This window comes from Nostoc spongiaeforme FACHB-130 (assembly GCF_014698475.1).
GTDB classification, from domain to species: domain Bacteria; phylum Cyanobacteriota; class Cyanobacteriia; order Cyanobacteriales; family Nostocaceae; genus Nostoc_B; species Nostoc_B spongiaeforme.
Genome location: NZ_JACJTB010000043.1, coordinates 38,711 through 62,150 on the forward strand (window position 1 = coordinate 38,711; position 23,440 = coordinate 62,150).

General features: G+C 39.9%; 23 protein-coding genes and 1 pseudogene. 14 read left to right on the forward strand and 10 right to left on the reverse strand.

Annotated elements, in window-relative coordinates; all coding sequences use genetic code 11:
- Nucleotides 1-4 precede the first annotated feature (4 nt).
- The 3 genes from H6G74_RS24490 to H6G74_RS24500 form a co-directional block, all read right to left on the reverse strand.
- The gene (locus H6G74_RS24490) at nt 5-178 is read right to left on the reverse strand and encodes a YHS domain-containing protein (RefSeq protein WP_096585218.1); all 174 of its coding nucleotides are present in this window, start codon (nt 176-178) and stop codon (nt 5-7) included.
- 56 nt (nt 179-234) lie between these two features.
- On the reverse strand, nt 235-936 hold the full coding sequence (locus tag H6G74_RS24495; protein WP_190970123.1) for a DUF305 domain-containing protein: 702 nt from the start codon (nt 934-936) through the stop codon (nt 235-237).
- Between the two features lie 389 nt (nt 937-1,325).
- On the reverse strand, nt 1,326-1,595 hold the full coding sequence (locus H6G74_RS24500; RefSeq protein ID WP_190970124.1) for a thioredoxin family protein: 270 nt from the start codon (nt 1,593-1,595) through the stop codon (nt 1,326-1,328).
- A 280-nt stretch (nt 1,596-1,875) separates the two neighbouring features.
- Between H6G74_RS24500 and H6G74_RS24505 the strand changes: the two genes are divergently transcribed.
- Nucleotides 1,876-2,181, forward strand: a complete 306-nt coding sequence (locus tag H6G74_RS24505) for a hypothetical protein (protein ID WP_190970125.1) — start codon at nt 1,876-1,878, stop codon at nt 2,179-2,181.
- 42 nt (nt 2,182-2,223) lie between these two features.
- Nucleotides 2,224-2,583, forward strand: a complete 360-nt coding sequence (locus tag H6G74_RS24510; protein WP_190970126.1) for a hypothetical protein — start codon at nt 2,224-2,226, stop codon at nt 2,581-2,583.
- Nucleotides 2,584-2,738: 155 nt separating this feature from the next.
- Here H6G74_RS24510 and H6G74_RS24515 read toward each other — a convergent pair whose 3' ends face one another.
- From H6G74_RS24515 to H6G74_RS24525, 3 genes are all read right to left on the reverse strand, one after another.
- Nucleotides 2,739-3,932 carry a phytochelatin synthase family protein gene (locus H6G74_RS24515; RefSeq protein WP_190970127.1) on the reverse strand — a complete coding sequence of 398 codons (1,194 nt, stop codon included), beginning with the start codon at nt 3,930-3,932 and terminating at the stop codon, nt 2,739-2,741.
- 66 nt (nt 3,933-3,998) lie between these two features.
- Nucleotides 3,999-4,460: a DMT family transporter gene (locus tag H6G74_RS24520; RefSeq protein WP_190970128.1), complete on the reverse strand. Its 462-nt coding sequence runs from the start codon at nt 4,458-4,460 to the stop codon at nt 3,999-4,001.
- A 20-nt stretch (nt 4,461-4,480) separates the two neighbouring features.
- Complete coding sequence (locus tag H6G74_RS24525) at nt 4,481-4,996, reverse strand: DMT family transporter (RefSeq protein WP_190970129.1); 516 nt, start codon at nt 4,994-4,996, stop codon at nt 4,481-4,483.
- Nucleotides 4,997-5,354: 358 nt separating this feature from the next.
- Between H6G74_RS24525 and H6G74_RS24530 the strand changes: the two genes are divergently transcribed.
- The 12 genes from H6G74_RS24530 to H6G74_RS24585 all read left to right on the forward strand — a co-directional run bounded on the left by H6G74_RS24530 (nt 5,355) and on the right by H6G74_RS24585 (nt 18,483).
- A complete protein-coding gene (locus H6G74_RS24530; RefSeq protein WP_190970130.1) occupies nt 5,355-7,616 on the forward strand; it encodes a heavy metal translocating P-type ATPase in 2,262 nt (753 codons plus the stop codon).
- Nucleotides 7,617-7,745: 129 nt separating this feature from the next.
- Complete coding sequence (locus tag H6G74_RS24535; protein ID WP_242051343.1) at nt 7,746-8,417, forward strand: cupredoxin domain-containing protein; 672 nt, start codon at nt 7,746-7,748, stop codon at nt 8,415-8,417.
- 10 nt (nt 8,418-8,427) lie between these two features.
- Nucleotides 8,428-8,847 carry a VOC family protein gene (locus tag H6G74_RS24540; RefSeq protein WP_190970144.1) on the forward strand — a complete coding sequence of 140 codons (420 nt, stop codon included), beginning with the start codon at nt 8,428-8,430 and terminating at the stop codon, nt 8,845-8,847.
- Nucleotides 8,848-8,879: 32 nt separating this feature from the next.
- Entirely contained in the window at nt 8,880-9,335 is a 456-nt protein-coding gene (locus H6G74_RS24545; protein ID WP_190958829.1) for a DoxX family protein, read from the forward strand.
- A gap of 154 nt (nt 9,336-9,489) precedes the next feature.
- Nucleotides 9,490-10,425, forward strand: coding sequence for an NAD-dependent epimerase/dehydratase family protein (locus tag H6G74_RS24550; protein ID WP_190970131.1), 936 nt, complete (start codon nt 9,490-9,492; stop codon nt 10,423-10,425).
- Between the two features lie 130 nt (nt 10,426-10,555).
- Nucleotides 10,556-10,969 (forward strand): heavy metal-responsive transcriptional regulator, encoded by a 414-nt coding sequence (locus H6G74_RS24555; protein WP_190970132.1) that lies wholly within the window; start codon nt 10,556-10,558, stop codon nt 10,967-10,969.
- A 17-nt stretch (nt 10,970-10,986) separates the two neighbouring features.
- Complete coding sequence (locus H6G74_RS24560) at nt 10,987-11,613, forward strand: class I SAM-dependent methyltransferase (RefSeq protein WP_190970133.1); 627 nt, start codon at nt 10,987-10,989, stop codon at nt 11,611-11,613.
- 359 nt (nt 11,614-11,972) lie between these two features.
- Entirely contained in the window at nt 11,973-12,167 is a 195-nt protein-coding gene (locus H6G74_RS24565) for a heavy-metal-associated domain-containing protein (protein ID WP_016863701.1), read from the forward strand.
- A 106-nt stretch (nt 12,168-12,273) separates the two neighbouring features.
- Nucleotides 12,274-13,620 carry an efflux RND transporter periplasmic adaptor subunit gene (locus H6G74_RS24570; protein WP_190970134.1) on the forward strand — a complete coding sequence of 449 codons (1,347 nt, stop codon included), beginning with the start codon at nt 12,274-12,276 and terminating at the stop codon, nt 13,618-13,620.
- Between the two features lie 35 nt (nt 13,621-13,655).
- Nucleotides 13,656-16,835 (forward strand): efflux RND transporter permease subunit, encoded by a 3,180-nt coding sequence (locus H6G74_RS24575; protein ID WP_190970135.1) that lies wholly within the window; start codon nt 13,656-13,658, stop codon nt 16,833-16,835.
- Between the two features lie 156 nt (nt 16,836-16,991).
- A complete protein-coding gene (locus H6G74_RS24580) occupies nt 16,992-17,399 on the forward strand; it encodes a heavy metal-responsive transcriptional regulator (RefSeq protein WP_190970136.1) in 408 nt (135 codons plus the stop codon).
- 169 nt (nt 17,400-17,568) lie between these two features.
- The gene (locus H6G74_RS24585) at nt 17,569-18,483 is read left to right on the forward strand and encodes a hypothetical protein (protein ID WP_096585266.1); all 915 of its coding nucleotides are present in this window, start codon (nt 17,569-17,571) and stop codon (nt 18,481-18,483) included.
- Nucleotides 18,484-19,065: 582 nt separating this feature from the next.
- Here H6G74_RS24585 and H6G74_RS24590 read toward each other — a convergent pair.
- The 4 genes and pseudogenes from H6G74_RS24590 to H6G74_RS24605 all read right to left on the reverse strand — a co-directional run.
- Complete coding sequence (locus tag H6G74_RS24590; RefSeq protein ID WP_190970137.1) at nt 19,066-19,551, reverse strand: DUF2808 domain-containing protein; 486 nt, start codon at nt 19,549-19,551, stop codon at nt 19,066-19,068.
- A 281-nt stretch (nt 19,552-19,832) separates the two neighbouring features.
- On the reverse strand, nt 19,833-20,303 hold the full coding sequence (locus H6G74_RS24595; RefSeq protein WP_190970138.1) for a hypothetical protein: 471 nt from the start codon (nt 20,301-20,303) through the stop codon (nt 19,833-19,835).
- A gap of 411 nt (nt 20,304-20,714) precedes the next feature.
- Complete coding sequence (locus H6G74_RS24600) at nt 20,715-21,203, reverse strand: hypothetical protein (protein ID WP_190970139.1); 489 nt, start codon at nt 21,201-21,203, stop codon at nt 20,715-20,717.
- Between the two features lie 110 nt (nt 21,204-21,313).
- A pseudogene (locus H6G74_RS24605) lies at nt 21,314-23,326 on the reverse strand (efflux RND transporter permease subunit); the annotation flags it as partial.
- Nucleotides 23,327-23,440 lie beyond the last annotated feature (114 nt).

The window sequence follows — 23,440 nt, forward strand, 5'->3', positions numbered from 1 at the left end:
TTCATCATGCTGGTTGTGATTCAAAGGTATGCAGGCAAGTCTGGCTGCAAAAATAGTAAGTCTGTCCGTCTCGCTCGGACTTCAATGCTGTAGCCTTTTCTACAGTCATGCCACATACTGGGTCTACAGCAGTCTTTTCACTATCTTGTGGGCGTTTGCGTCTAAAAAAATTCCACATAATTGACCTCCTTGAGAGCAGATGTCAATCGTGTCAGGTCAAAATCTCTCCGGAATTCAACTTTCTTCGGGGTTGGATTTATACCAGGCCTGATACCATTGCTGCATCTGGTTAATTTCAGCCGTTTGAGTTTTAATGATGGACTGAGCTAAGTTACGAATTTCTGGTTTGGTAGCTTTTTTAGTAGCCATCTGCGACATCATTACAGCCATACGATGATGAGGAATCATCTGACGGATAAATTCTTTGTCGAAATCTGGTGCATTTTTCAAGGCTGCCAAATCTACATTCATACCCATCATGTTGCAGTTCATCGGCATTTTCATCATGCCTGGGTTCATCTGTTGGCACATACGCTGATGCATTGCCATCATTTCTTGACGAGTCATGGCTGTTACAGGTACTTCTTTCCCGTACCATGCCTTGTACCAAGTTTTCATTTGCTGAATTTCGCGGTTTTGTTCTTGTTTAATAGCTTGAGCTAGCTTTTTAATTTCTGGGTGTTGAGCGCGACTTAATGCGATATCAGCCATTTCCACTGCTTGAGTGTGATGAGGAATCATCATTTCAATGAAATGTTGATCCATATTAGTCATCATCCCTCTTTGGGGAGGAGGAGTAGTTTCTGTAGATGGGTGATGAGTATTGTGTTCTGAGTTTGAAACCTGAGCTTGTGCGTTATTTAAAATTACTAATCCAGCGAGCGTACCACTGGTTAATAGACCAGCCAAGCCATACAAAAATGTTTTTGTTTTCATAGCCCCACCTTGTTTTAGGAGTTAAAGACAACTTATATTTATGAAATTATCGAGAGATTGTGAGGAACTTGTGAGACGAAAAATCTTAAATTAAACTCAATAAAATTGCTCAGAAATCAAGTAATATGCAAGTTTTGTTGGCTTCACTTTTCTTGCAAAAATCAAGTTATTTTTTTCCAATCAAATAGCTAGATCGTTTTATCTTCAACAAAAACCTATACTTTAAGATTTACATCTAGAGATGAAAAGAGGATGAAATATTTTTCTTATACACGTTTCTTTACATAATCAAGGCGATCGCATCCTTACTGGTGTCGTGATAGATGCGATTGCCCGAAGGACACTGCTAAAGGCAATCGCGCTTTTTGGACTTTGTTTGACATCCATACTTAATTCAGTGGTTGACCCACACCCACTGCTAGCAATTGGTCACGAGTTGGTTTACCTGTCAGCACTAACACTCCGTTGATAGCGATGGCTGGAACTGACTGAACTCCATAATGTTCAGCTTTCGCTAGATAAGTCTGCTGCTCCTGATTTGAACGCAAATCATAGACTAATACTTCACAATTTGAACAAGCTAATTCTTGCACTGTACGGACTGTTTCATCACAAAAAGGACAATTGGCTGTAAATATCTCAATTTGACGTTTTGCCATAATCCCCACCAACAATTACTTTACTAGTATTGTCAACTCTCCTGTTAGGTGGAGATTCAAGTTTATGAATACAATCTTAATAATTCGTATAAATTTCTTTGATATTAATTACAAATCAACTTTCTTTATCTAAATTTATAACTATGTTTTGCTTCATAAAAATTTTTCTTGTGATCTCTTGACTCTCCAGTTAAATGGAGCATTAAAGATTAAATTATTGAGTTGCGAAAAGAAAGAATAACTTTTTGTCCTTTCAATAGTTATACCTGGGAATTTATTTATGACAAGCAGACAACAGTTACATCAGAGATTCACATCAAGTTCTGATTCTAAAGTACCTTATCAGAATCAATTCAGCATTCAATTATTATTGGGAAAATTCTGGAGATGGTTTGTTGACTTCCTCTATAAAGAACCCGAACCAGAAGTTTGGGAACGGCGTGATCGCCAAGGCAATACATGGTGGTTTGCTTATGATCCAGTAACAGGTAAATCTGCTTCTTTGGCATCTGAGCAAGAAGTTTTGATTTGGATTGAGCAACTTTATTATCAAAAAACTTTAGCTTCTAACAAACATAGATGGTAAAGCAAAGCCTAAGTTGAATATTTAGTTCTAGGGAGATTAGTTATGAGAATAATACCCAGTAAATTTTTTGATGATTTTCAAATTTACCAAAAACAAGAATGGACACCTTCAGATATTTCTGATGGATTTAGACCTCAATTTCATGAAGTCAGCCAACCTTTGAATTATGCGGCTAGAGCGATCGCTCTAGCTTTGATGGACAATTCAACTGCTTTTATTTGGCAGACAAGCGATCGCATGGGAAATATCTGGTGGATTATTGATGATTCACTGATCGGAAATCGTTTCCATGCGTTATCTGAAGAGGAAGTTCGTGCTTGGCTTGCACAACATCACTATGCTAAACCTAACTCATCACAGAGTAGTTCAAGTGATGTAGACTTTATTATCAAAAAAATCTAGTTTATAACAAACAGAAACAGAAAGGCAGAGGTAATACCAATTCTGTATGAAGATACACTCATCTAAAAGAGAAAAAACTTAAACAGGAACAAATGTAGAGACCTTACGTATAAGGTCTCTACACATATTACACAAATATGCAAACTGTTGTACATTTAATTTGATAATGTTTGAAATAAATTCTGTAACGCTAACATTTGTTCTTTTAAGCTAACTACTTCCTGACGCATCAGTGGGGGCAGCGTATCGACTTCTCGGAGTTGATATATCTGAGAACGCAAATGCTCATTTAGCGGTTGATAAATTTCCTCTGGACAAGATAAAAGAAACATTGTTAGCAAATAAGCTAAGTTTTTCTCTTGGAGTTGCCACTTTTCTGTAACAGAAGTTTCAGGAAAATTTCTAGTCAACAGTACGTCTTGAGCAACTGTCCATAAAGGATGCGATTTAATTTCTTCCAATAAACAGCACCATATCTCAAAAAATTCATTTGATAGATTATCTCCAGTAATGCAGAGAACAGAAGTTAACTCTAGTGGCAAATTTATTAATATCGTATCCAGTAACGCAAATAATGAATCTGGCTGTTCTTGAGCCAGTAAAGTTGGTGCAATATCCTTAAAATAAGGCGCAACTTTCGCCCATTGATGTATATCAACTCCTACATGAAAAAAGTTTTGACTGGAAATATTGTTGTTAGAAACAAGGATATAGCCACGACATTTACCTGTTGCAGTATCAATGGGTTGTAGAGCATCCCATAAAACAGTTAAGGGAACCCAGTGAGGTGGGTATTTAAAACGGGCTACATCTAAAAGCAACACAAGGTCACGTTCTGGATGGTATCCCCCAACTGGGGAAAAGTGTCCGTCTCCAGTTTGCCCGACAACTTGTCGTGAATAGCAAACAACTAAATGTAAACCTTGAGGTAGAAAGGTGGCTTGCTTAACAGCTTCTCGGAACTCTTGTAGGTTGCTTTGGTTGTAACGATAGGGTTGTACTTTAGCTCCATTACAACGTGCTAAACAGACAAATTCGTCAAAAGTAATACCTTGATTTTTAACTGCACTCAGTGGTTGGCAACATTCGAGAAATTCTTCACCGTACCATCTCCATACACCTTTCCAAATTCGCCCAGGATCAATTGATAAGGCGTTGAGAACCATGACCAACGTACCTAACCCGCAAAAAGCTGGCTCTGATTGGGTATAAAATTGTTCGGCAAGGGGAAAATAACCCTCCATACCCCCTAATGCGATCGCTTCTTGAAAGATTTTTCGTCCATCAGGGGAAGCAAAAGAAATACTAGGAGGAGGTAAGGGACGACGATAAAATCCTTCAGTATCCATGAACAAAGAAAATCCCAAATATGATGGATTGAATTATTGCAGATATTCAGATATATCATTGGTTAGTTATCTGTTGTGTTTAGCATCTAATTGTGTAAGTATAACTGCGGCTAATAAAAGCCCAGTTCCTAATAATCTGGGCGCACTGACGATATGACTCATAACCCCAAATAAACCAAACTGGTCAATGATCAGTGACATCAGCATCTGTCCAAATGCTACAGCCATTGTTGTGTTTGTCAAACCTAATTTAGGAATGCTGAGAGTATTGAGCGTTACGTAAGTTGCTCCCAAAACACCGCCAAAGAAAGCCCACCAAGGAGCTTGAGACAATTGATTGAGGGATAGTGGGCCGATGACTCCCAGCACCATCAGTAGTGCTAAAGTTGTAAATCCAATAGTGAAATTAACAGTAGCAGCACCGATCGCGGAACGAATTACTTGCATTAATCGAACATTAGCAGCACTACCATAAGCAAGCAGTCCGCCAGCAGAAGCAGCACCAGCGATCGCTAGCAAAATTTCCATACTAATAAAACTAAAAACTCTTATTTCAAAGTGAGAAAAAAAACGGCTAAGAGTAATAATGCTCCAGCAATGCGTCGGTTAGGCGTAAGACGACGAGGCTGCACTGAGAGCCATCCAAAATGATCTACCAGTATACCCATGAAAGATTGACCACTGACAATCAACGCAATTGTGAGCGTAGTTCCCAAGTTAGTTGTCAAGTATGCACTTGAGGTTATGTACCAAGCACCCACCAATCCGCCACAAAAAGCCCACCAAGGTGCTTTGGGTAACGCAGACCAATTTGGTCGTCCGAATTTGCCAGTTAATAGAAGACTTACGAGAACTATAGTGCCTACGAAGTAGGAAATATCTCCAGCTAGAGGGAAAGAACCTATTGACCGAGCTAACTGAGCATTAATTGCTGCTTGAATAGGCAGTACGGCTCCATTAAAGAAAGCAATTAACAGAGAAGGTGAAGGGGGACGAATTAAGGTTGAAACAGTGGGAGATTTTGAAACAGTGGTTTTTGTTGAGGGTAAATGGATGATGCTCATAGCTGTTAGTCCAGTGAATTACAAGTCCGACGCTGAACTATGCCAGAACCTCTGAAATGGTATAACCATAGGCAAATTTTGCCAATAGCGCATTCCAAAAGCTTTCCGAACTTTAGATCAAGGTGGTTATTGTTTGCTGGAGTTTATCTTCAAATATCTAGTTCACTGGAGAGTCAAGAGACTTGAGCAGAAATTTTTCCCCAGTTCAGTTAATGTATGGGAAATAGCTGCAAAGCTAGTTGAGAAAGGACTTTTTGCGTAGTTCCAATTTTTTCCTTTACCCCCTTGACACTCCAGTTCACTGGAGCATTCAAGATGAAATCAGTCTTGAACACGACTTGATAATTGGAGCTTTGAAATGGAGAATGCCACACTTAAACTACGCGGTATGAGTTGCGCTTCCTGCGCCAGAAGTATTGAAGATGCGATTAGTTCTGTCCCTGGTGTAAATGAATGTAGCGTGAACTTTGGGGCAGAACAGGCAACAGTTGATTATGACCCCAGAACAACAGATTTACAAGCTATACAAGAGGCGGTAGATGCAGCAGGTTATTCTGCCTATCCCCTGCAAGAACAAAATCTGATGGCGGGAGAAGATGATGAAGAGAAAAGATATCGCCTGAAAGAGTCCCGCGATTTACAACAAAAAGTAACAGTAGGGGGCATCATTAGCATAGTGCTGGTGATTGGCTCACTACCAATGATGACAGGGTTAAACCTACCTTTTATTCCCACATGGTTGCATAATCCTTGGGTGCAATTAGTCCTCACAACTCCTGTACAGTTTTGGTGTGCTGTACAGTTCTACGTTAATACCTGGAAAGCTTTTAAGCGTCATGCCGCGACAATGGATACCTTAATAGCTTTGGGTACAAGTGCAGCATATTTCTATTCCCTATTCGCTACCTTATTTCCTGGCTTTTTTATTGCTCAGGGATTGATGCCAGATGTGTATTATGAAACTTGTGCTGTCGTCATTACCTTGATTTTACTAGGGCGGCTGTTTGAAAATCGTGCCAAAGGACAAACCTCAGAAGCTATCCGTAAGTTGATTGGTTTGCAGGCGAAAACAGCACGGTTGATTCGGAACGGACGAGAAGTAGATGTACCGATTGAGCAAGTAGAAATTGGTGATGTGGTGCTGGTTCGTCCTGGGGAGAAAATTCCCGTTGATGGGGAAGTAGTTGATGGGACATCCACAGTTGATGAAGCGATGGTGACTGGCGAAAGTGTACCCGTGAAGAAGCAACCAGGGGATGAAGTCATCGGTGCAACCATCAACAAAACTGGAAGTTTTAAATTTCGGGCGACAAGAGTAGGAAAAGATACCGTACTGGCGCAGATTGTGCAATTAGTACAGCAGGCTCAAGGCTCAAAAGCCCCAATTCAAAGACTAGCAGACCAAGTTACTGGCTGGTTTGTGCCGGCAGTAATTGCGATCGCTATCCTTACTTTTATCATCTGGTACAACATCATGGGCAATGTCACCCTGGCGTTGATTACCACAGTTGGGGTGTTAATTATCGCTTGTCCTTGTGCATTGGGTTTAGCTACACCGACTTCAGTGATGGTAGGCACAGGTAAAGGTGCAGAAAACGGCATTTTAATTAAAGGTGCGGAAAGCTTAGAAATAGCACACCAAATTCAAACAATTGTCTTAGACAAAACAGGCACAATTACCCAAGGTAAACCCACAGTTACAGATTTTCTCACAGTTGATGGCACTGCTAACGGTAATGAAATGAAGTTGATACAACTAGCCGCATCCTTAGAACGCAATTCGGAACATCCCTTGGCAGAAGCAGTTGTTAGATATGCCGAATTTCTGCAACTGCCATTAGTAGATGTCAGAGATTTTGAAGCGATCGCAGGTAGTGGTGTCGAAGGTATCGTTTCTAACCGTCTTGTGCAAATTGGTACACAACGTTGGATGGAAGAGTTGAGCATTAACACTCAAGCCTTGCAACAAGATAAAGAACGCTTAGAATACCTGGGTAAAACAGCAGTTTGGTTAGCAGTTGACGGAGAAATCAAAGGATTGATGGGGATTGCTGATGCCATTAAACCCACCTCCACCCAGGCTGTGAGAGCGTTGCAAAAACTTGGTTTAGAAGTTGTCATGCTCACAGGCGATAACCGCCGCACCGCCGAAAGTATTGCCCGTGAATTTGGTATAAAAAGAGTCTTAGCAGAAGTGCGCCCCGACCAAAAAGCCGCTACAGTACAAGCAATACAAGCAGAAGGCAAGATTGTAGCGATGGTTGGTGATGGGATAAATGATGCACCAGCCTTAGCGCAAGCCGATGTGGGAATTGCAATTGGGACTGGTACAGATGTGGCGATCGCCGCTAGTGATATCACTCTGATTTCTGGCGATTTACAAGGCATAGTTACAGCAATTCAACTCAGCCGCGCCACAATTCGCAACATTCGCCAAAACTTATTCTTCGCCTTCATCTACAACGTTGCTGGTATTCCCATCGCCGCCGGGATTCTGTTCCCCTTCTTCGGTTGGTTACTCAATCCTATTATCGCCGGTGCAGCAATGGCCTTTAGTTCAGTTTCTGTAGTCACCAATGCGCTGCGGTTACGTAACTTCCAACCTAAAACACTCGCATAGAGGAAATAAAAATGTTCAATCAAACCATATTTTTCGGAACTTTAGCAGGATTTGGATTTCTGCTGGGAGTGATTTCAGGAATTTTAGTTTAGTTGGCAAATTAATCACATTCAAGTAGGAGGTTTTTCAATGGTAAACAAAACAGCACTCATCGGTAGTATAGCCAGTTTAGGAATTGTATTCTCAATTGCATCGGGTGAAGCAATCGCACAAAAATCCCATGATACGCACTCATCCACAACAGTCCAAACTAATCAATTTCAACGTATCGATCAGCCACTAGGGAACAAAATAGCCGTGACTCTCGGCGGATTTGGACTAATCGGCTTACAACTTTGGTGGTTTTTACTCAGTAAACCTAAGTCTCAAAAAGCAGTTGCAACAGGTGGAAATGTCCAAGAAGTCACTGTCACCGTTGATGGGGGATATGATCCAAGTCGAATAGTGGTGCAAGTAGGGAAACCAGTAAGGCTTAAATTTGAACGCAAAGATCCCAGCAGTTGCTTAGAAAAAGTCGTGATTCCAGACTTTCACATTGCCGCAGATTTACCGCTTAATCAAGTAACCACTGTGGAATTTACACCCAAACAAGCCGGAAATTATCTCTTTACCTGTGGCATGAATATGTTTCGTGGTGAAATTCAAGCCGAAGCTTCAGACATTCAATCAACAGTCATAAAGGAAGAAAAAACGATGAAAGAACCACAACCCAAATCCTTCAGTTCAATCGATGAGCATGAAACAACTGTAGATCAAGGAATTCAGAAAGCCAGCATCAATATTGAAGCTGACATCAAATGAGGAACATCAAATGATTGATATTGGACTTACACATATTGCCCTACCTGTGTCAAACATTGAAAAAAGTATTGATTTTTACGCTACCTATGCTCAAATGCAAGTAGCTCATCGTCGCATTGATACTGACACAGGGGTTGCGGTTGCTTGGCTGACAGACCATACTCGCCCATTTGCAATTGTTCTCATTGAAACTAAGTCAATACATTCTGTTCTCTCGCCATTAGCACATCTGGGAATTGGCTGTAAGAGTCGTGAAGCAATGGATGTTTTGTGTGATCAGGCTCGTCAAGCGGGGGTACTGGTTGACGAACCCAAAGATTCTGGGTATCCGGTCGGATATTGGGCATTCTTGCGAGATCCAGATGGTCACACGTTGGAATTGTCTTACGGCCAAGAGATTGGTCTAACGGTGGAGCAGGGGAATACGTAGCACACATTTTTGAAAATAATAGGAGAATTTTTATGAAAGGCGATCATCTGCGCTCGACTACCCAAGCTACAAATTTACAACCACAAAAACCATACAATACCGGACTTCATGCAACTCGCAATTATTTGCCATTGATTGCCCGCATTCTTTTATCTAGCTTATTCTTGTGGTCAGGGTTCAATAAAATTCTTCACCCAGCTGATACACAAGCATATATGGCCGCCTATGGGATGCCTTTCACCTGGCTATTTTTACCAGTAGCGATCGCCCTAGAAATTTCGGCTGGGCTGTCTTTACTCCTGGGTTTCTATGCACGCTTAGGAGCTGCGGCCTTAGCCATATTCACCTTCATCGCTACCTTTATTTTCCATAGCAACTTTGCTAACCCAATTGAGCAGATCATGTTCATGAAAAATCTGTGCATCATCGGTGGGTTACTAATGGTCATTCAGTACGGTTCTGGCAACATTGCTTGGCGACCACGTTAATGGGTTTAATTATCCGTCTTTATCTGCGCTCATCTGCGTCTATCTGCGGTTAATTATTCTTGATATCTTATTATCTACAACTTTAGATTAATTGGGTATCACAAATTAATTTTTCATCTCGTTTAATTCAACGTATTCTAATTCAGAGATGACTATGAAAGTATTAATTGCTGGAGCTACCGGTGCGATCGGTCGTCCACTCATCACACAATTAATTCAAGCTGGATATGATGTAACTGGCTTGACTCGTTCCCCCCAAAACGCCAATTTTCTTACTCAGCAGGGAGCAAAATCCGAAATCATTGATATCTTTGATGCTGATGCTGTTCATACTACCCTTAGTCGTATTCAGCCTGAAGTTGTCATTGACCTACTCACTGCTTTACCCAAAAACTATACTCCTGAGTCAATGAGTGCTGCAACGGCCCTAGACCATCGCACCCGCAGAGAAGGAGGAGCAAACCTGCAAATAGCGGCTCAAGCAGCAGGAGTCCGGCGTTACATTCTCCAATCCAGTGCTTTCTGGTATGCTCCAGGTATAGGTTTAGCTGATGAAGAAACTCCTTTTGCCTTTGATAGTACCCCAGGCATAGCAGCAGGAACAAGGATGTATGCAGATATAGAACATCGCCTTTTGTCTGCAAATACCTTGGAAGGCATTGTCCTACGTTATGGTCTCTTCTACGGAACAGGAACTTGGTACGCCAGCGATGGGGATATGGCAAATATGGTACGAAAACAGCAATTTCCCATTGTCGGTGACGGACAGGGGGTGTGGTCTTGGATACACGTTGAAGATGCTGCTGCTGCCACTGTTGCAGCTATTGAACAAGGTAAACTCGGAATTTACAACATCGTTGACGATCGCCCTTTAGAACTGCGAGTATGGCTATCTGCCTATGCTGATTGGTTGGGCGCAAAACCACCTGTGCAGGTATCCGTTGCAGATACACTCAAAACTCAAGGAGCAGATGCAGTTTACTATGCCACCCAACTACGAGGTGCATCTAATCTTAAAGCTAAACAGGAAATTAATTTTCAGCCGCGATCGCTCCAATGGCTGGATAAAACTCTGGCTTTTAATTTGTAAAAGCTAGAGAAGCCCAAATCATTAGGAGATCAGTTTTTTCAAAAATGATATTTTTCATGCTTGACTCTCCAGTTTACTGGAGAGTTTAGTATAAGATCAGTAATCATATCTCATTCGAGGTTTGGTAAGTATGTTAGTCCAAGTAGAAGCAAAACAGATTGGTTTAGTTGCCAAAGAAAGCGGAGTACCAATTAAAACTATTCGCTACTATGAAGAACTTGGTCTACTCAAATCATCCGGAAGAACAGAAGGCGGATTTAGATTATTTAATATTGATGTTTTAGCTCGCCTGCACTTTATTAAACGCGCTCAAAGTTTAGGATTAAGCTTATCAGAGATTAAGGAATTTTTAAATGTTCATGATCAAGGGGAATTACCTTGTGAGCATATCAAAACTAAACTAGAAGATAAGGTAAAAGCTATTGATGAACAAATTCAGCAATTACTGATTTTGAGACAAGAATTATCAGGGTTGCTTTCTGGTTGGGAAATCAAGCCGGATGGTTCTCATTCCACTATTTGTCCGATTCTTGAACACGAATAAATTTTACAAAAAACAATATGAGTGAAACTATAGTTCGTAACCAGTATGACCAGTTAGCTTCTGTTTACGATCTACGTTGGAAAAGTTATATAACCAATACACTATCGTTCCTGAAAACCTGGGCAGAAATATCACCAACAGATACTATACTTGATGTTGCCTGTGGGACTGGTGAGTTTGAACGTTTACTTCTAGCTGAGTATTCATCACAACAAATTGTTGGGATAGACATTTCAGATAAAATGCTGGCGATCGCCAAACAGAAATGTAGTGCTTATCCTCAAGTCTCATTCCAGATTGCAAGTGCTTCAAATTTGCCATTCGACAATGATAGTATTGATGTGATTGTGTCTGCCAATGCGTTTCACTACTTTGACGATCCACTTGCTGCATTGAAAGAGATGAGACGTGTCCTTAAGCCTGATGGTAAAGTCATTATCTTAGATTGGTGTAGAGATTATTTAACTTGTAAAATCTGTGATCTGATATTGAAAGTTTTTGATCCGGCTCATCAGCAGTGTTATACCCAAAATGAATTTCACCGCTTGCTTGAAGATGCAAATTTTGCGGTTTATCGCGCAACTAAAATTCGCTTTGGTGTTGTGTGGGGATTGATGGTAGCGACTGCAAGCCTAAAGGCTTAAGGCAATTTTATGTTTGATTGTTGCTTACTAACTTATAAAAGTTCCTAAAATTAATAGTGATGGAATATTACCACTAAATACAATAATATAATAGTCATCTTGTATATAAAAATACAGATATAGGCAGACACATAATTTGTGTTTATCTGTATGCATCTATCTTGAAAAGTTCTGAGTGGAGTCAGCATCCGCCCAGAACTTTTTGTTTGATTTGTGGTTGATTTTTTATTCTTTTTTGATTTTCCTCTTGACTCTCCAAGCAGATGGAGAATTTAAGCTAATTCCAAGTTGAGTAAAACAATTAAAACACTACTCAAACAAACAACCATTTAGTAGGAAAAAATCAGGAGTTTTCAGAGATGACATTACAACTTACTATCCCTAAATTAGCTTGTTCCGCTTGTGTAAATACTATCAACACTGCAATTCACAAAGTTGATACTACTGCTACTGTAAAAGCTGACACAAAAACCAAAACTGTCAGTGTAGAAACTCAAGCATCAGAGACAGCTATTAAAGAAGCGATCGCCTCTGTTGGTTATCCATCCATATAGGAGTTTTTAAAGGTATATCAACAGTTAGCAGAAGCTAACTGTTGATAAAAATCTATTAATTAGGAATTATTTCGACTCAATTGAAATTACAGGAAATTGCTCAAACATGAACCCGTTGGAAAACCAAACTCCTATTCTAGATTTAGATGATGATTTGGAAGATCAGCCTCCCATTCTAGATGACGATGATTTAGAGGCTGAATTACAGTCACCACACTCAAAAAGACCGTGGCTTTGGTTATTGCTGACCTTACTATTAGTAGGTGGAGGTATTGCAGTTTGGCGTGTCCTTACTCCCAGTGCAAAACCCCCGGTGGCTACGGCTGTTACACCTCCTGGTGTACAAGTAAAATTATCTTCCTTAAAAGCCAGCACAATCGAACAAAGTTCCAATTTTATTGCTAACCTCCAATCACGTCGCTCAGTCGCTCTCCGTCCTAGAATTCAAGGACAAATCAGTCAGATTTTTGTACAAGCAGGGGATGAAGTAAAAGCAGGTACACCCATTCTGCAAATAGATGCGGAAGAACAAAAAGCAGCAGTTAGTGGTGTGGATGCAGCTGCAATGGCGGCGCGATCGCAACTCGAAAATGCCAAAGCAACTCTCAAATCTATAGAAGCTGAACGTTTATCCAAACAAGCTGATGTCAAGCTAAACGAGTTGGACTACCAAAGGTACTCTTATCTGGCTGCTGAAGGTGCGATATCTCGCCAAACTCAGGATCAATACGCTAATAAACTAGCTACAGCTAAAGCCAGTTTGAATGCAATTGATGCCCAAATTCAAGCCCAAAAAGCTGCTATCTCTCAAGCCGAAAAAGCCGTACAGCAAGCTCAAGCAGCTACCAAACAACAACAAGTCCAGTTGAAATACTACAAAATTACTGCTCCTTTTGCTGGCAAGGTAGGCGATATCCCCATCAAAATCGGTGATTTTGTTGATACCTCTACTCAATTGGCAACTATCACCGAAAATCAAACTCTAGAAGTCAATATCTCCGTACCAGTTCAGCAAGCAACCCGATTACGTCCTGGAATGACATTGCAGTTAATTGACGAACGGGGTAAAAATCTCGGAAGCAGTCGAATATTTTTCATTGCTCCCAACACCGCTAACGATACTCAGTCAGTCTTAGTCAAATCACTATTTGATAATTCCCTCAGACAGTTGCGAGCCGACCAATTTGTCAAGGCTAAAGTGATTTGGGACAAACGCCCAGGAGTATTAATTCCTACAACAACTGTTATCCGTTTGGGTGCAGAAACCTTTGTTTATGTAGCTGAATCCTCACCCAAAAAACAGGATTTAGTAGCACGGCTCAAACCCGTAGAGCTAGGTAGTATCCAGGGTAATCAGTATCAAGTGTTAAAAGGGTTAACCGCAGGCGAGAAAATTGTTGTTTCCGGTTTACTCAACTTAAGAGATGGCGCTCCAATTATCCCTGAGCCTTAGTTAAATCCAGATTTTTACTCACAAAGAATAAGTTTATGTTTGCGAATTTTTTTATTAAGCGACCTGTATTTGCGATCGCCTGCGCTCTTGTGATGCTCATGGTAGGGATAATCAGCATTCCGCTACTACCAGTAGAGCAGTACCCAGATATCAGTCCTGTGCAAATCAATGTCACCGCTAATTATATTGGTGCGAGCGCGCAAGTTGTAGAAGATACAGTCACAACAGTTTTAGAACGCCAAATTAATGGTGTCGAAGGCTTAAAATATATCACCTCAACTAGCAGCAGTGACGGTACTAGTAACATCATCATCACTTTTGATCAAGGGTATGACATTGATACTGCGGCGGCTGATGTGCAGAATCGAGTCTTGCTGGCGGAACCAAAATTGCCAGAAGTTGTCAGGCAAACAGGAGTTTCTGTCACAAAGCAATCCAGTGGTATCGTCTTAGCAATGGCTATGTATAGCGAAGGCGATAAGTACGATGACACTTTTATTAGTAACTATGCAGACCTGTATGTTTTAGACCGTCTCAGACGCATCAAAGGTGTAGGTAATATTGCGACGTTTGGCGATCGCCGCTATGCAATGCGGTTGTGGCTTGACCCGACTCAACTTGCTAATCGCAAGCTCACAACTGAGGACGTAATTAACGCACTTCATCAACAAAACTTACAGTTAGGTATCGGTAGTATTGGACAGCCACCTGCACCAAATGGGCAAATGTATCAAATTGAGTTGCAAACTCAAGGGCGGTTAAAAGAAGCTGCCGAATTTGAAAACATGGTCATCAAAGCGGGTACAGATGGCACACTTGTGAAGCTTAAAGATGTTGGTCGTGCTGAACTTGGGGCAGAAAATTATAGTTCCTTTGCTCGCTATAGCGGTCACGTTGCTGTTGGCTATCAAATCCTGCAAATTCCTGGAAGCAATGCTTTAAAGATTGCTAATGCGGTAAAAGCCGAAATGGAGCAAATTGCAAAGGACTTTCCACCTGGTTTGAAATATGAATTTCCCTATGATTCTTCACTATTTGTTGAAGCATCTCGCCAGGAAGTTGTCAAAAATTTATTGGAATCGATTGTGCTAGTTGTCTTAGTAATTTTTGTTTTCTTACAAGACTGGCGCACTACCCTCATTCCCGCAATTACAATTCCAATTTCTTTAATTGGAACGTTTGCCTTTGTAAAGGTTTTCGATTTTTCACTTAACAGCTTGACTTTGTTTGGTTTGACTTTAGGGTCGGGGATGGTGGTAGACGATGCAATCATCATCGTCGAACAAATTAACCGCTTTATCCAGAGTAAAAGGATGAATCCGCGCCAAGCGGCTAGTGAATCCATGACAGAACTGTTTGGGGCGGTAATTGCCACATCCCTCGTACTCATGGCTATGTTTATTCCTGTGGGATTCTTCCCTGGAACAACGGGACAACTATATAAACAATTTGCACTGACGATCGCTTTCTCAATTGTACTTTCGACTTTTATTGCTATTACCTTAACTCCAGCTCTGGCAGCTATGTTGTTGCGGAAAACTCAAAAACCACGCGGTTTACTAGGCTGGATTTTTGGAGCGATTAATTGGTTACTTGACTGGATGCAAAAAGGATACCAACAAATTCTCCGGTTGCTGATCAACTTTAAAATCGTTGTTGTGGTACTGTTTATTGCATCTTTGGTTTGGACAGGCTGGCTTTACCTGCGCGTCCCGACAGCATTTTTACCAGAAGAAGACCAAGGTTATTTTATTAACTTAATACAGGGGCCAGATGGCACTTCACTCAACTACACCCGTGAAGTTGCGAAGCAAGCAGAAAAAGCACTGCTGAAGATACCAGAGATTCAAGGTACTTTTGCAATGGGTGGTGTTGGTTTTAGTGGTAATACTCCCAACCGAGGCTTGATATTTGCACCGCTAAAATCTTGGGATGTCCGAAAAACAGCCCAACAAACAGCATCAGCAATTGTTAATCAAGCTAGAGGTGGACTGTCAGCAATCAAAGACGCAGCCGTGTTTGCAGTGAATCCTCCGACTATCCAAAGTTTAGGCAGTGTGGGTGGTTTTGTGTTTCAGCTGCAAGATAGAGGAGACAGAAATAATAGCGACATCAATAATTTAGTCAAAATCAGCCACGATTTAATCGGCAAAGCCAATCAAACACCAGGATTGCAAGGAGTATTCAGTACCTACACAGCCAATGCACCACAGTTACTTATCGAAGTAGATCGAGAAAAAGCCGAAGCCTTACAAGTCCCTGTCAGAGATATTTTTAGCACCTTGCAGACTTTCATCGGTTCTCGCTACGTCAATGATTTTAATGCTTTTGGTCGCACTTATCGAGTCTATGTCCAAGCAGATCAACAGTTTCGCGCTAACCCAGAAGATATTGGACAACTATATGTGCGTTCCGGGCGGGGTGAGATGATTTCCCTCAGTAGTTTGGTGAAGGTTACACCAACCACCGGGCCGCAAACAATTAACCACTACAATCTATATCGCTCAATTGAAATTAATGGCGCAGCTGCACCTGGTTTTAGCTCTGGACAAGCAATAGAAGCGATGAAGAATTTAGCCGCTACTGTCTTACCAAAAAATATGAGCTACGAATGGTCAGGTATTACCTTAGAAGAATTAGAATCTGGTGGTCAAGCACCAATTATTTTTGGTCTAGGGATTTTCTTCGTTTTCTTAGTGCTGGCTGCTCAATACAATAACTTCGTAGACCCTTTGATTATTTTATTGTCAGTTCCCTTAGCTGTTTTAGGAGCATTGTTAGCTCAATCATGGCGTGGTTTGTATAACGATGTTTATTGTCAGGTTGGTTTAGTGATGTTAATTGGTTTAGCTAGTAAAAATGCAATTTTAATTGTTGAATTTGCTAACCAATTACGCGAACAAGGTTTTTCGATTACTAAAGCAGCCGTAAAAGCTTCTGGAGAACGCTTAAGACCAATTGTCATGACTGCTATTTCTACGCTACTGGGAACTTGGCCACTCGTTGTCGCTACAGGCGCAGGGTCAGCTAGTCGACAATCTCTTGGTACGGCTGTCTTTGGTGGAATGTTCGTTGCTACTTTCTTGAGTTTGTTTGTTGTGCCTATCCTGTATATCGTAATTACCCAAATTCGCTTACTGTTTGTAGGTGTACCAAAGTTAAGGAATCAAGCAGGTAAGTTAGCAAAACAATCAAGAGTTGACGTACTCCCCTGAAAATAAGCGAGAATTCTTAGCTTGGCTTATATCCCCTGGCTTGAGCTTAGGGGGTTTTCACTTTACCCCATTATTTTTAATCGAGTTGATACTTGACTCTCCATCTGACTGGAGAATCTAGGATAAAGTAGACGATTAAATTTAAGAGAAGTAATTATGCTAGTTCAAGAAAAGTCAAAACAGATTGGTGTAGTTGCTAAAGAAAGTGGAGTACCGATTAAAACCATTCGCTACTATGAGGAGCTTGGTCTACTCAAATCATCAGGCAGAACTGAGGGTGGTTTTAGATTATTTAACACTGATGTCTTAGCTCGCCTGCACTTTATTAAACGCGCTCAAAGTCTGGGTTTAACTTTAGCCGAAATCAAAGAATTTTTGAATGTTCATGATGAGGGAGAATTACCGTGTGAACATATAAAAATCAAGCTTGAGGATAAGGTACAAGCTATTGATGATCAAATTCAGCAATTACTTATTTTGAGACAAGATTTGTCAGGGATGCTGTCTGACTGGGAAATTCAATCCGAAACATATCATCCAACAATTTGCCCCATTATTAATTAAAAATCAGTGTTAATCTAAAAAATATTTTTTAACAATACGTTCACTCAAAAATGAACGTATTTTTTATTAATTCAAATCAAAAAACTAAAAATTTCTTGATTTTACCTCTTGACTCTCCACTCAACTAGACAATTTAAACTCACTTTATGTTGAGTAAAGGAGAAAATCAATGAATAGATTTATAAATGCGATCGCTATCACTACTACTTTGGTAATAGTTCAAGCTTGTTCATCATTACCTAACGCTGAAGAAAAAGCAATGTCTGTTAGTACACATCAGCATGAGGAGCATTTAACGAGCGGAAGTCATAATCATGAAGAGCCTTCAATCAATGAAAGTCATCATGGAGAACATTCAACAAGTAGCACAGTTCATGGTGAGAAGAAAGCAGTGACTCAAGCAAAACTTAAAGTTTCCAGTGAAATCACCCCAAATAAAAATATTTCGCTATTGATTGATGTTGAAGATTTAGAAGGGAAGGCGATCGCCAAGTTTGACACTTTTCAAGAAAAGCTCATGCATTTAATTATTGTCAGTGACGATCTTCAGTTTTTCAGCCATCTTCATCCTACATATAAAGATAATGGTCAGTTCAAAGTAGAAGCTAGTTTTCCCCAAGCAGGTGGTTACACATTTTTTAGTGACTACAAACCTACTGGTCAAACAGAGCAAATTTCAGTATTGAAAACACAAGTTCCAGGAATCAGTATTGCTGCTCCAGAAATTGACATTAAGCGTAGTAAAACTTTCAATGATACTCAAGTCAATCTCGCTCTTTCTGAACCCACTGTAAAAGCAGGTCAAGAAGTGACTTTAATGTTTAAATTACAAGATGCTGCTAACAATCAACCGTTAACAGACTTGCAACCTTACTTGGGAGAAAAAGGACATTTGGTTATCCTGCGACAGTCAAGCTCATTAACAGCAGCAGATTACATCCATGCTCACGCACTCAAAAATACCCCAACTGGACAGGTTCATTTTATGACTAGCTTTCCGCAAGCAGGCAAGTATAAACTTTGGGGACAATTCAATCGTAACGGGAAAATTATTACTGCTGATTTTTGGATTAATGTGGTTTAATTTAGCTTATACTTCTTAGTAACACAAGAGTACAAAACTTTTTGGCTTCTTACTTTGTATGTCCATAGTATATAGGTGAATTCACCACCTTAAACGGGTGGTGAATTCTTGCTTTTGACTCTTCTTATTAAAACTAAGAGTATTATCTCAAGATCTATTGGTTATGAGAAAGCTACATACAGTAACTTTTTGTCTATTAATAGAAACTGTTGTAGGAATTATCTGCCCTGATTGATTTTTAACTTGAATTCTACTACGTCAGGTAACTTAATTGCAAGTTATACCAAAGGTTAACCTATACATTAACTTTAAATTTATGAGTAGCATCTGTGGGATAAGTAGTAATAAGAATGACAACACTTTTAAACAGATGAGAAGTTATAAAATCACCTGTTTCTCCACTTGCCCAAATATTATAACCCGAAAAAGATGTCAAGGCTAAAATACATACATTAACATAAATCTATTTTTTTATTTTGTTTCTTCTAACAATTTCTACACATTTTTCTTTTATTATTAGTTTCACATTTATACATGAGAGTTCCATGAAACTCTTTAGTTTATTAGTGAAAAAACATTTAATCAGTAAGTATGAAATGAAGCAACACCTATAGGTATTTCTGCATCAATTCCAACCTCTCTAACTGAGAAACTGTAAACAGAACCATTACCAAGATTTTGTCTTTTTATCCTGTTAAAGTCGATATTAAACTTAGTATTAGGGGCAACTGGTTTGGCAAAAAATAATAGTATTCTTTTACCAGTGACAGTTACATTAGTATTAATTTTTTGTCCCTTTTCATCGACGGCATCGATATCTTGAATATTATTACTGATAATTATATTTGCTGGAATTTTGACAATTAGTTGAGTAACAGCTTTGCTATTTTGCGGAATGTGCAATCGGAAAGTATGCCTGAATTTTCCCCACTTAGTGGGAGGAAATTGTGTATTTGAATCAATATGAGGAACCTTATCATCATTTGTTCTGGCACTGGCATAGCTAGGAGCAATAATAGCTATACTATTTAGAGTTAAGACAACAGTGTAAACCAATAAATTCTTCATATTTACCTCTACGATAATCAAATAAATTAGCTAAATTACATCTCATTATTTATGATTTAATCTGCTCTTGATAGATATATTAAACTTAGCAAAGCTAAATTTGACTCCCTCATTTGCATAGTCATTAATCAAGAGAATTAGCCAGTTAGCAACCATTATCAGGTTTTAATTGTTAGTGATCTTTTTGTTGAAGAGGTATACTACCTCTATTTACTAGAATGACAACTCACAATGAAATCAAGATGAAATTTAAGCAGTTATAATTTAAATTTACAAATAAATTAAAGTGAAGGAATTTGAACTTCACCCACAGGAATCTCTACATCGCTACCAACAACTTTAGCCGATAGATGGTAAATAGAAAGAGAACCAGTAATTGGTTGTAGTACTTTATTGAAGTTAATTTGTAACTTACTAGTGCTAGAAGTAACAAGTTCAGGAAAATCTATAATAATTCTTTGACTACTTACTAAGATATTAATTTTAATTTTTTGACCTTGCTCATCCAATACGTCAACATCATTAGTTACAGCTACTTTGGGTGGAACGTCTATAATCAGCTGGGAAATAGGCTTGCCATTTTTAGGAATGTGTAGCTGGAATGTCTGTTTTACAAGTTGCCAACCAGTATGAATATATTGCGAACTATCCTCAATAGTACCTAGCTTATCGTTATCCGTTTTTGCAATTGCATAGTCAGCATAGCTCAGAGATGTGATAGCTAGATTACATACGGCAACATAAATCAGCATTCTCTTTGTTTGGATCATTCAATTAAGAAAATATATCAGCTAGATTGTAGATTTATTTTTAGCAAATAAACCTTTATAAAACCAGTTTGACAGGTCACTATGAAATTAAGATGAAATTCTTAGTGAATTTCTACAAAAATAGTACTGACTTAACCAGGTACCGTGTCTAAAAGTACTTCAGAGAAAATGCTGTTACAAACTCTGCTTAACCTAACTGTAATCATCGCAATAGCATTGCATTAACAAATACCACGACAGTTGAAGCACTCATGAACACTGCTGCTAAAGTTGGAGGAAGCAAGATACCTAAAGGATAGGCAACTCTCTTCAAAATGCTCAATGCGCTAGGTATTTGGTCATAGCACCCGGCACCATTTCAGTAGCGACGAGTGCATGACTTTGGTACTCAAATCATTGATTAAAACTAAACCGACCGTTGACTTTTTCACTGCCAATATTCGCTGTAACTTTCACTTGATATTGACCTGCCGCAATTTTATCTAATTTGGCAGCATAGTGTTTACCCTCAGCATCATATGTTAGGGGAACAGTTTTTTGCTTTCCATCTGGTGACTGAATATCAGCAGTAACTTTAGCATTTGGAATTGCTTCGTGTTTGTCACCTGTTTGCAAATATAAATCTAAGTGAGTTGCGCTATCTTCCTTTTCAGGTACTAACTCTAAGTGATATTTTCCTACTTCGACGACTTGAGAGTTTTTACGAAGTGAGCCGCCATGAGCAGATGTTTCAGTTTTGGTGGCTGGTTCAGTTTTATTAGTATTTTCTGTAGCAGCACCTGAAGGATTACTACTGGATTCAGAAGCTTGATTACTACAAGCTCCTAAAAATAACAACCCTGCACTTACAAAAACAATAAAACCTACTTTAAATGATTGCATGAACTTACTCCTGATTGGTTATGAGGAAAATTGCGAGCAATTATATGGTAATTGCATAGATATCTCTATATTTCCAGGGGGATATCTGGAAAGAATTAATAAATTAAGCGTCATATAACTGAACCTGGAGTGACTTGAATATCTTGTAATTCTGTAGTCTTTTTTGATATCAAGAATCTGCCAAATAGTGAATATAAGGCTGGCAAAACTAAGAGTGTTAAGGCAGTAGAGGTAAATAAGCCGCCTAACACTACAACTGCCAAAGGTTGCAAGATTTCCTTGCCTGCACCAGAACCAATTACTAAGGGAACCATACCTAGTGCTGATGAAAGTGCTGTCAGGAGAATTGCAACTAATCTTTCCATCGAACCGTCAACAATTACTTGTTTAAGTGGTATCCCGTCTGCTAGGCGATTGTTATAGTTATCCACTAACAACAATCCATTACGAGTAGCTACACCAAATAGAGTGATAAAACCAACCATAGAGGCAACGGAAATAATCCCACCACTCAAGGCTACAGAGATGACACCTCCAATTAATGCCAGTGGCAAGTTAATCATAATCATGGCTGTGGCAGGAATCGACTTAACGGCAAAGTAAATCAATACAGAAATCACCGCGATCGCAACCGCACCCGCAATAATTAATGTCTGCGTTGCTTGCTCCTGTGCCTGAAACTGACCGCCAAATTGGACGTAGTATCCTCCAGGAAGTTGAATTTTTTTAACGCGATCGCGTACATCTTTAATTACAGAACCCAAATCCCGTCCAGCAACATTGGCAGAAACTACAATCAGCCGAGAAACGTTTTCACGATTAATGGTACTTGGCCCTGTGCCATACTCAACTTTGGCAACCTGAGATAAAGGAACTTTCTGCCCATTGGGTGTATCTACCAACAAGTTACCAATCACGTCTAAATTATTACGATAGCGTTCTTGCAACCAGACGACAAGATTAAACGTTTGTTGTTTCTCCAAGACTTGGGAAACTACTTTGCCATTCAGTCCAGTCTCAATTGTTTCTGCTAGTTCCCCCACAGTTAGCCCATAACGAGCTGCTGCATCGCGGTCAAATTGAATTTGAATTTGTTTAACTGGGACTTGGGGTTCTAGTTGCAGATCTACAATGCCGGGAATTCCATTCATGGCGGATTGTACCTGTTTTCCAAGGATGCGGAGTTGTTCGAGTTCGGGTCCGTAAATTTTGACAGCGATCGCACTTCTCACGCCTGAGAGGATATCGTCTATTCGGTGTGAGATAAATCCACCAATATTAGTTGCCACACCAGGAAGTTTTTCAAACTCTTTGCGGAGTGCTTCTACAGTCTTGTCCCGATTTTTTGCACCTGCTTCACTAATCTGCACATCCAACTCACCAAAGTTGACCCCTGCCACTTCCGGATCTCCTTGAGCAAACCCAGATCGCAAGGCAATAAAATCGAAGCGGCGATCGTTTTTCAATGAATCCATTACCGCTAAAGCTGCTTGGTCAGTTGCATCTAAGGATTCCCCAGGTAAAAGCACCATCGAATTGACCAAAGAGCGGTCTTGAAACTCTGGCAAGAAGACTTTTCCTAACCCAGGTAAGATAATCATTGATGCGATTAAGCCTGCAAGGGCAATTCCTAAAATCATCCTGGGGTAGCGAATTGAGAACTTCAGCGCCGGACGATAAAGTTGATGTGCTTTACGCTCTAGCCAAGTTTCTGTACTTGGTAAACGGCGATTTGCCAGTAGTAAGGCACATAATGCTGGAGTTAGTGTCAATGCAACCAAGGTAGAAGCAAGAATCGATAGTAAATATGCCATTCCCATCGGCGTGAAAATGCGACCTTCGACCCCAGACAAGACGAAAATTGGTGCAAAGACTACGGCAATAATAACTGTAGAAAATAGAACACTAACACGCACTTCTACTGAGCCGTCAAACACAACTTGTAAAGGATTTTTCGGGTTACCTACTATTTGGTTTTCCCTCAAGCGGCGGTAGACATTTTCCATATCAACGATCGCATCATCTACCACTGAACCAATGGCAACTACTAGTCCACCCAAGGTCATTGTATTAATGCCTTGTCCAGTCCAGCTAAGAATAATCATCCCCAACAGTAATGACAGAGCAGGGTGGTTTCATACAAGCAAAGAAAAATGACAATACTTATGGGAGGCGAACGCAAATTGACAAGTAGCAAACATGAATAACCTGATAGAACAGTTGCAGCAAGTGCCAGA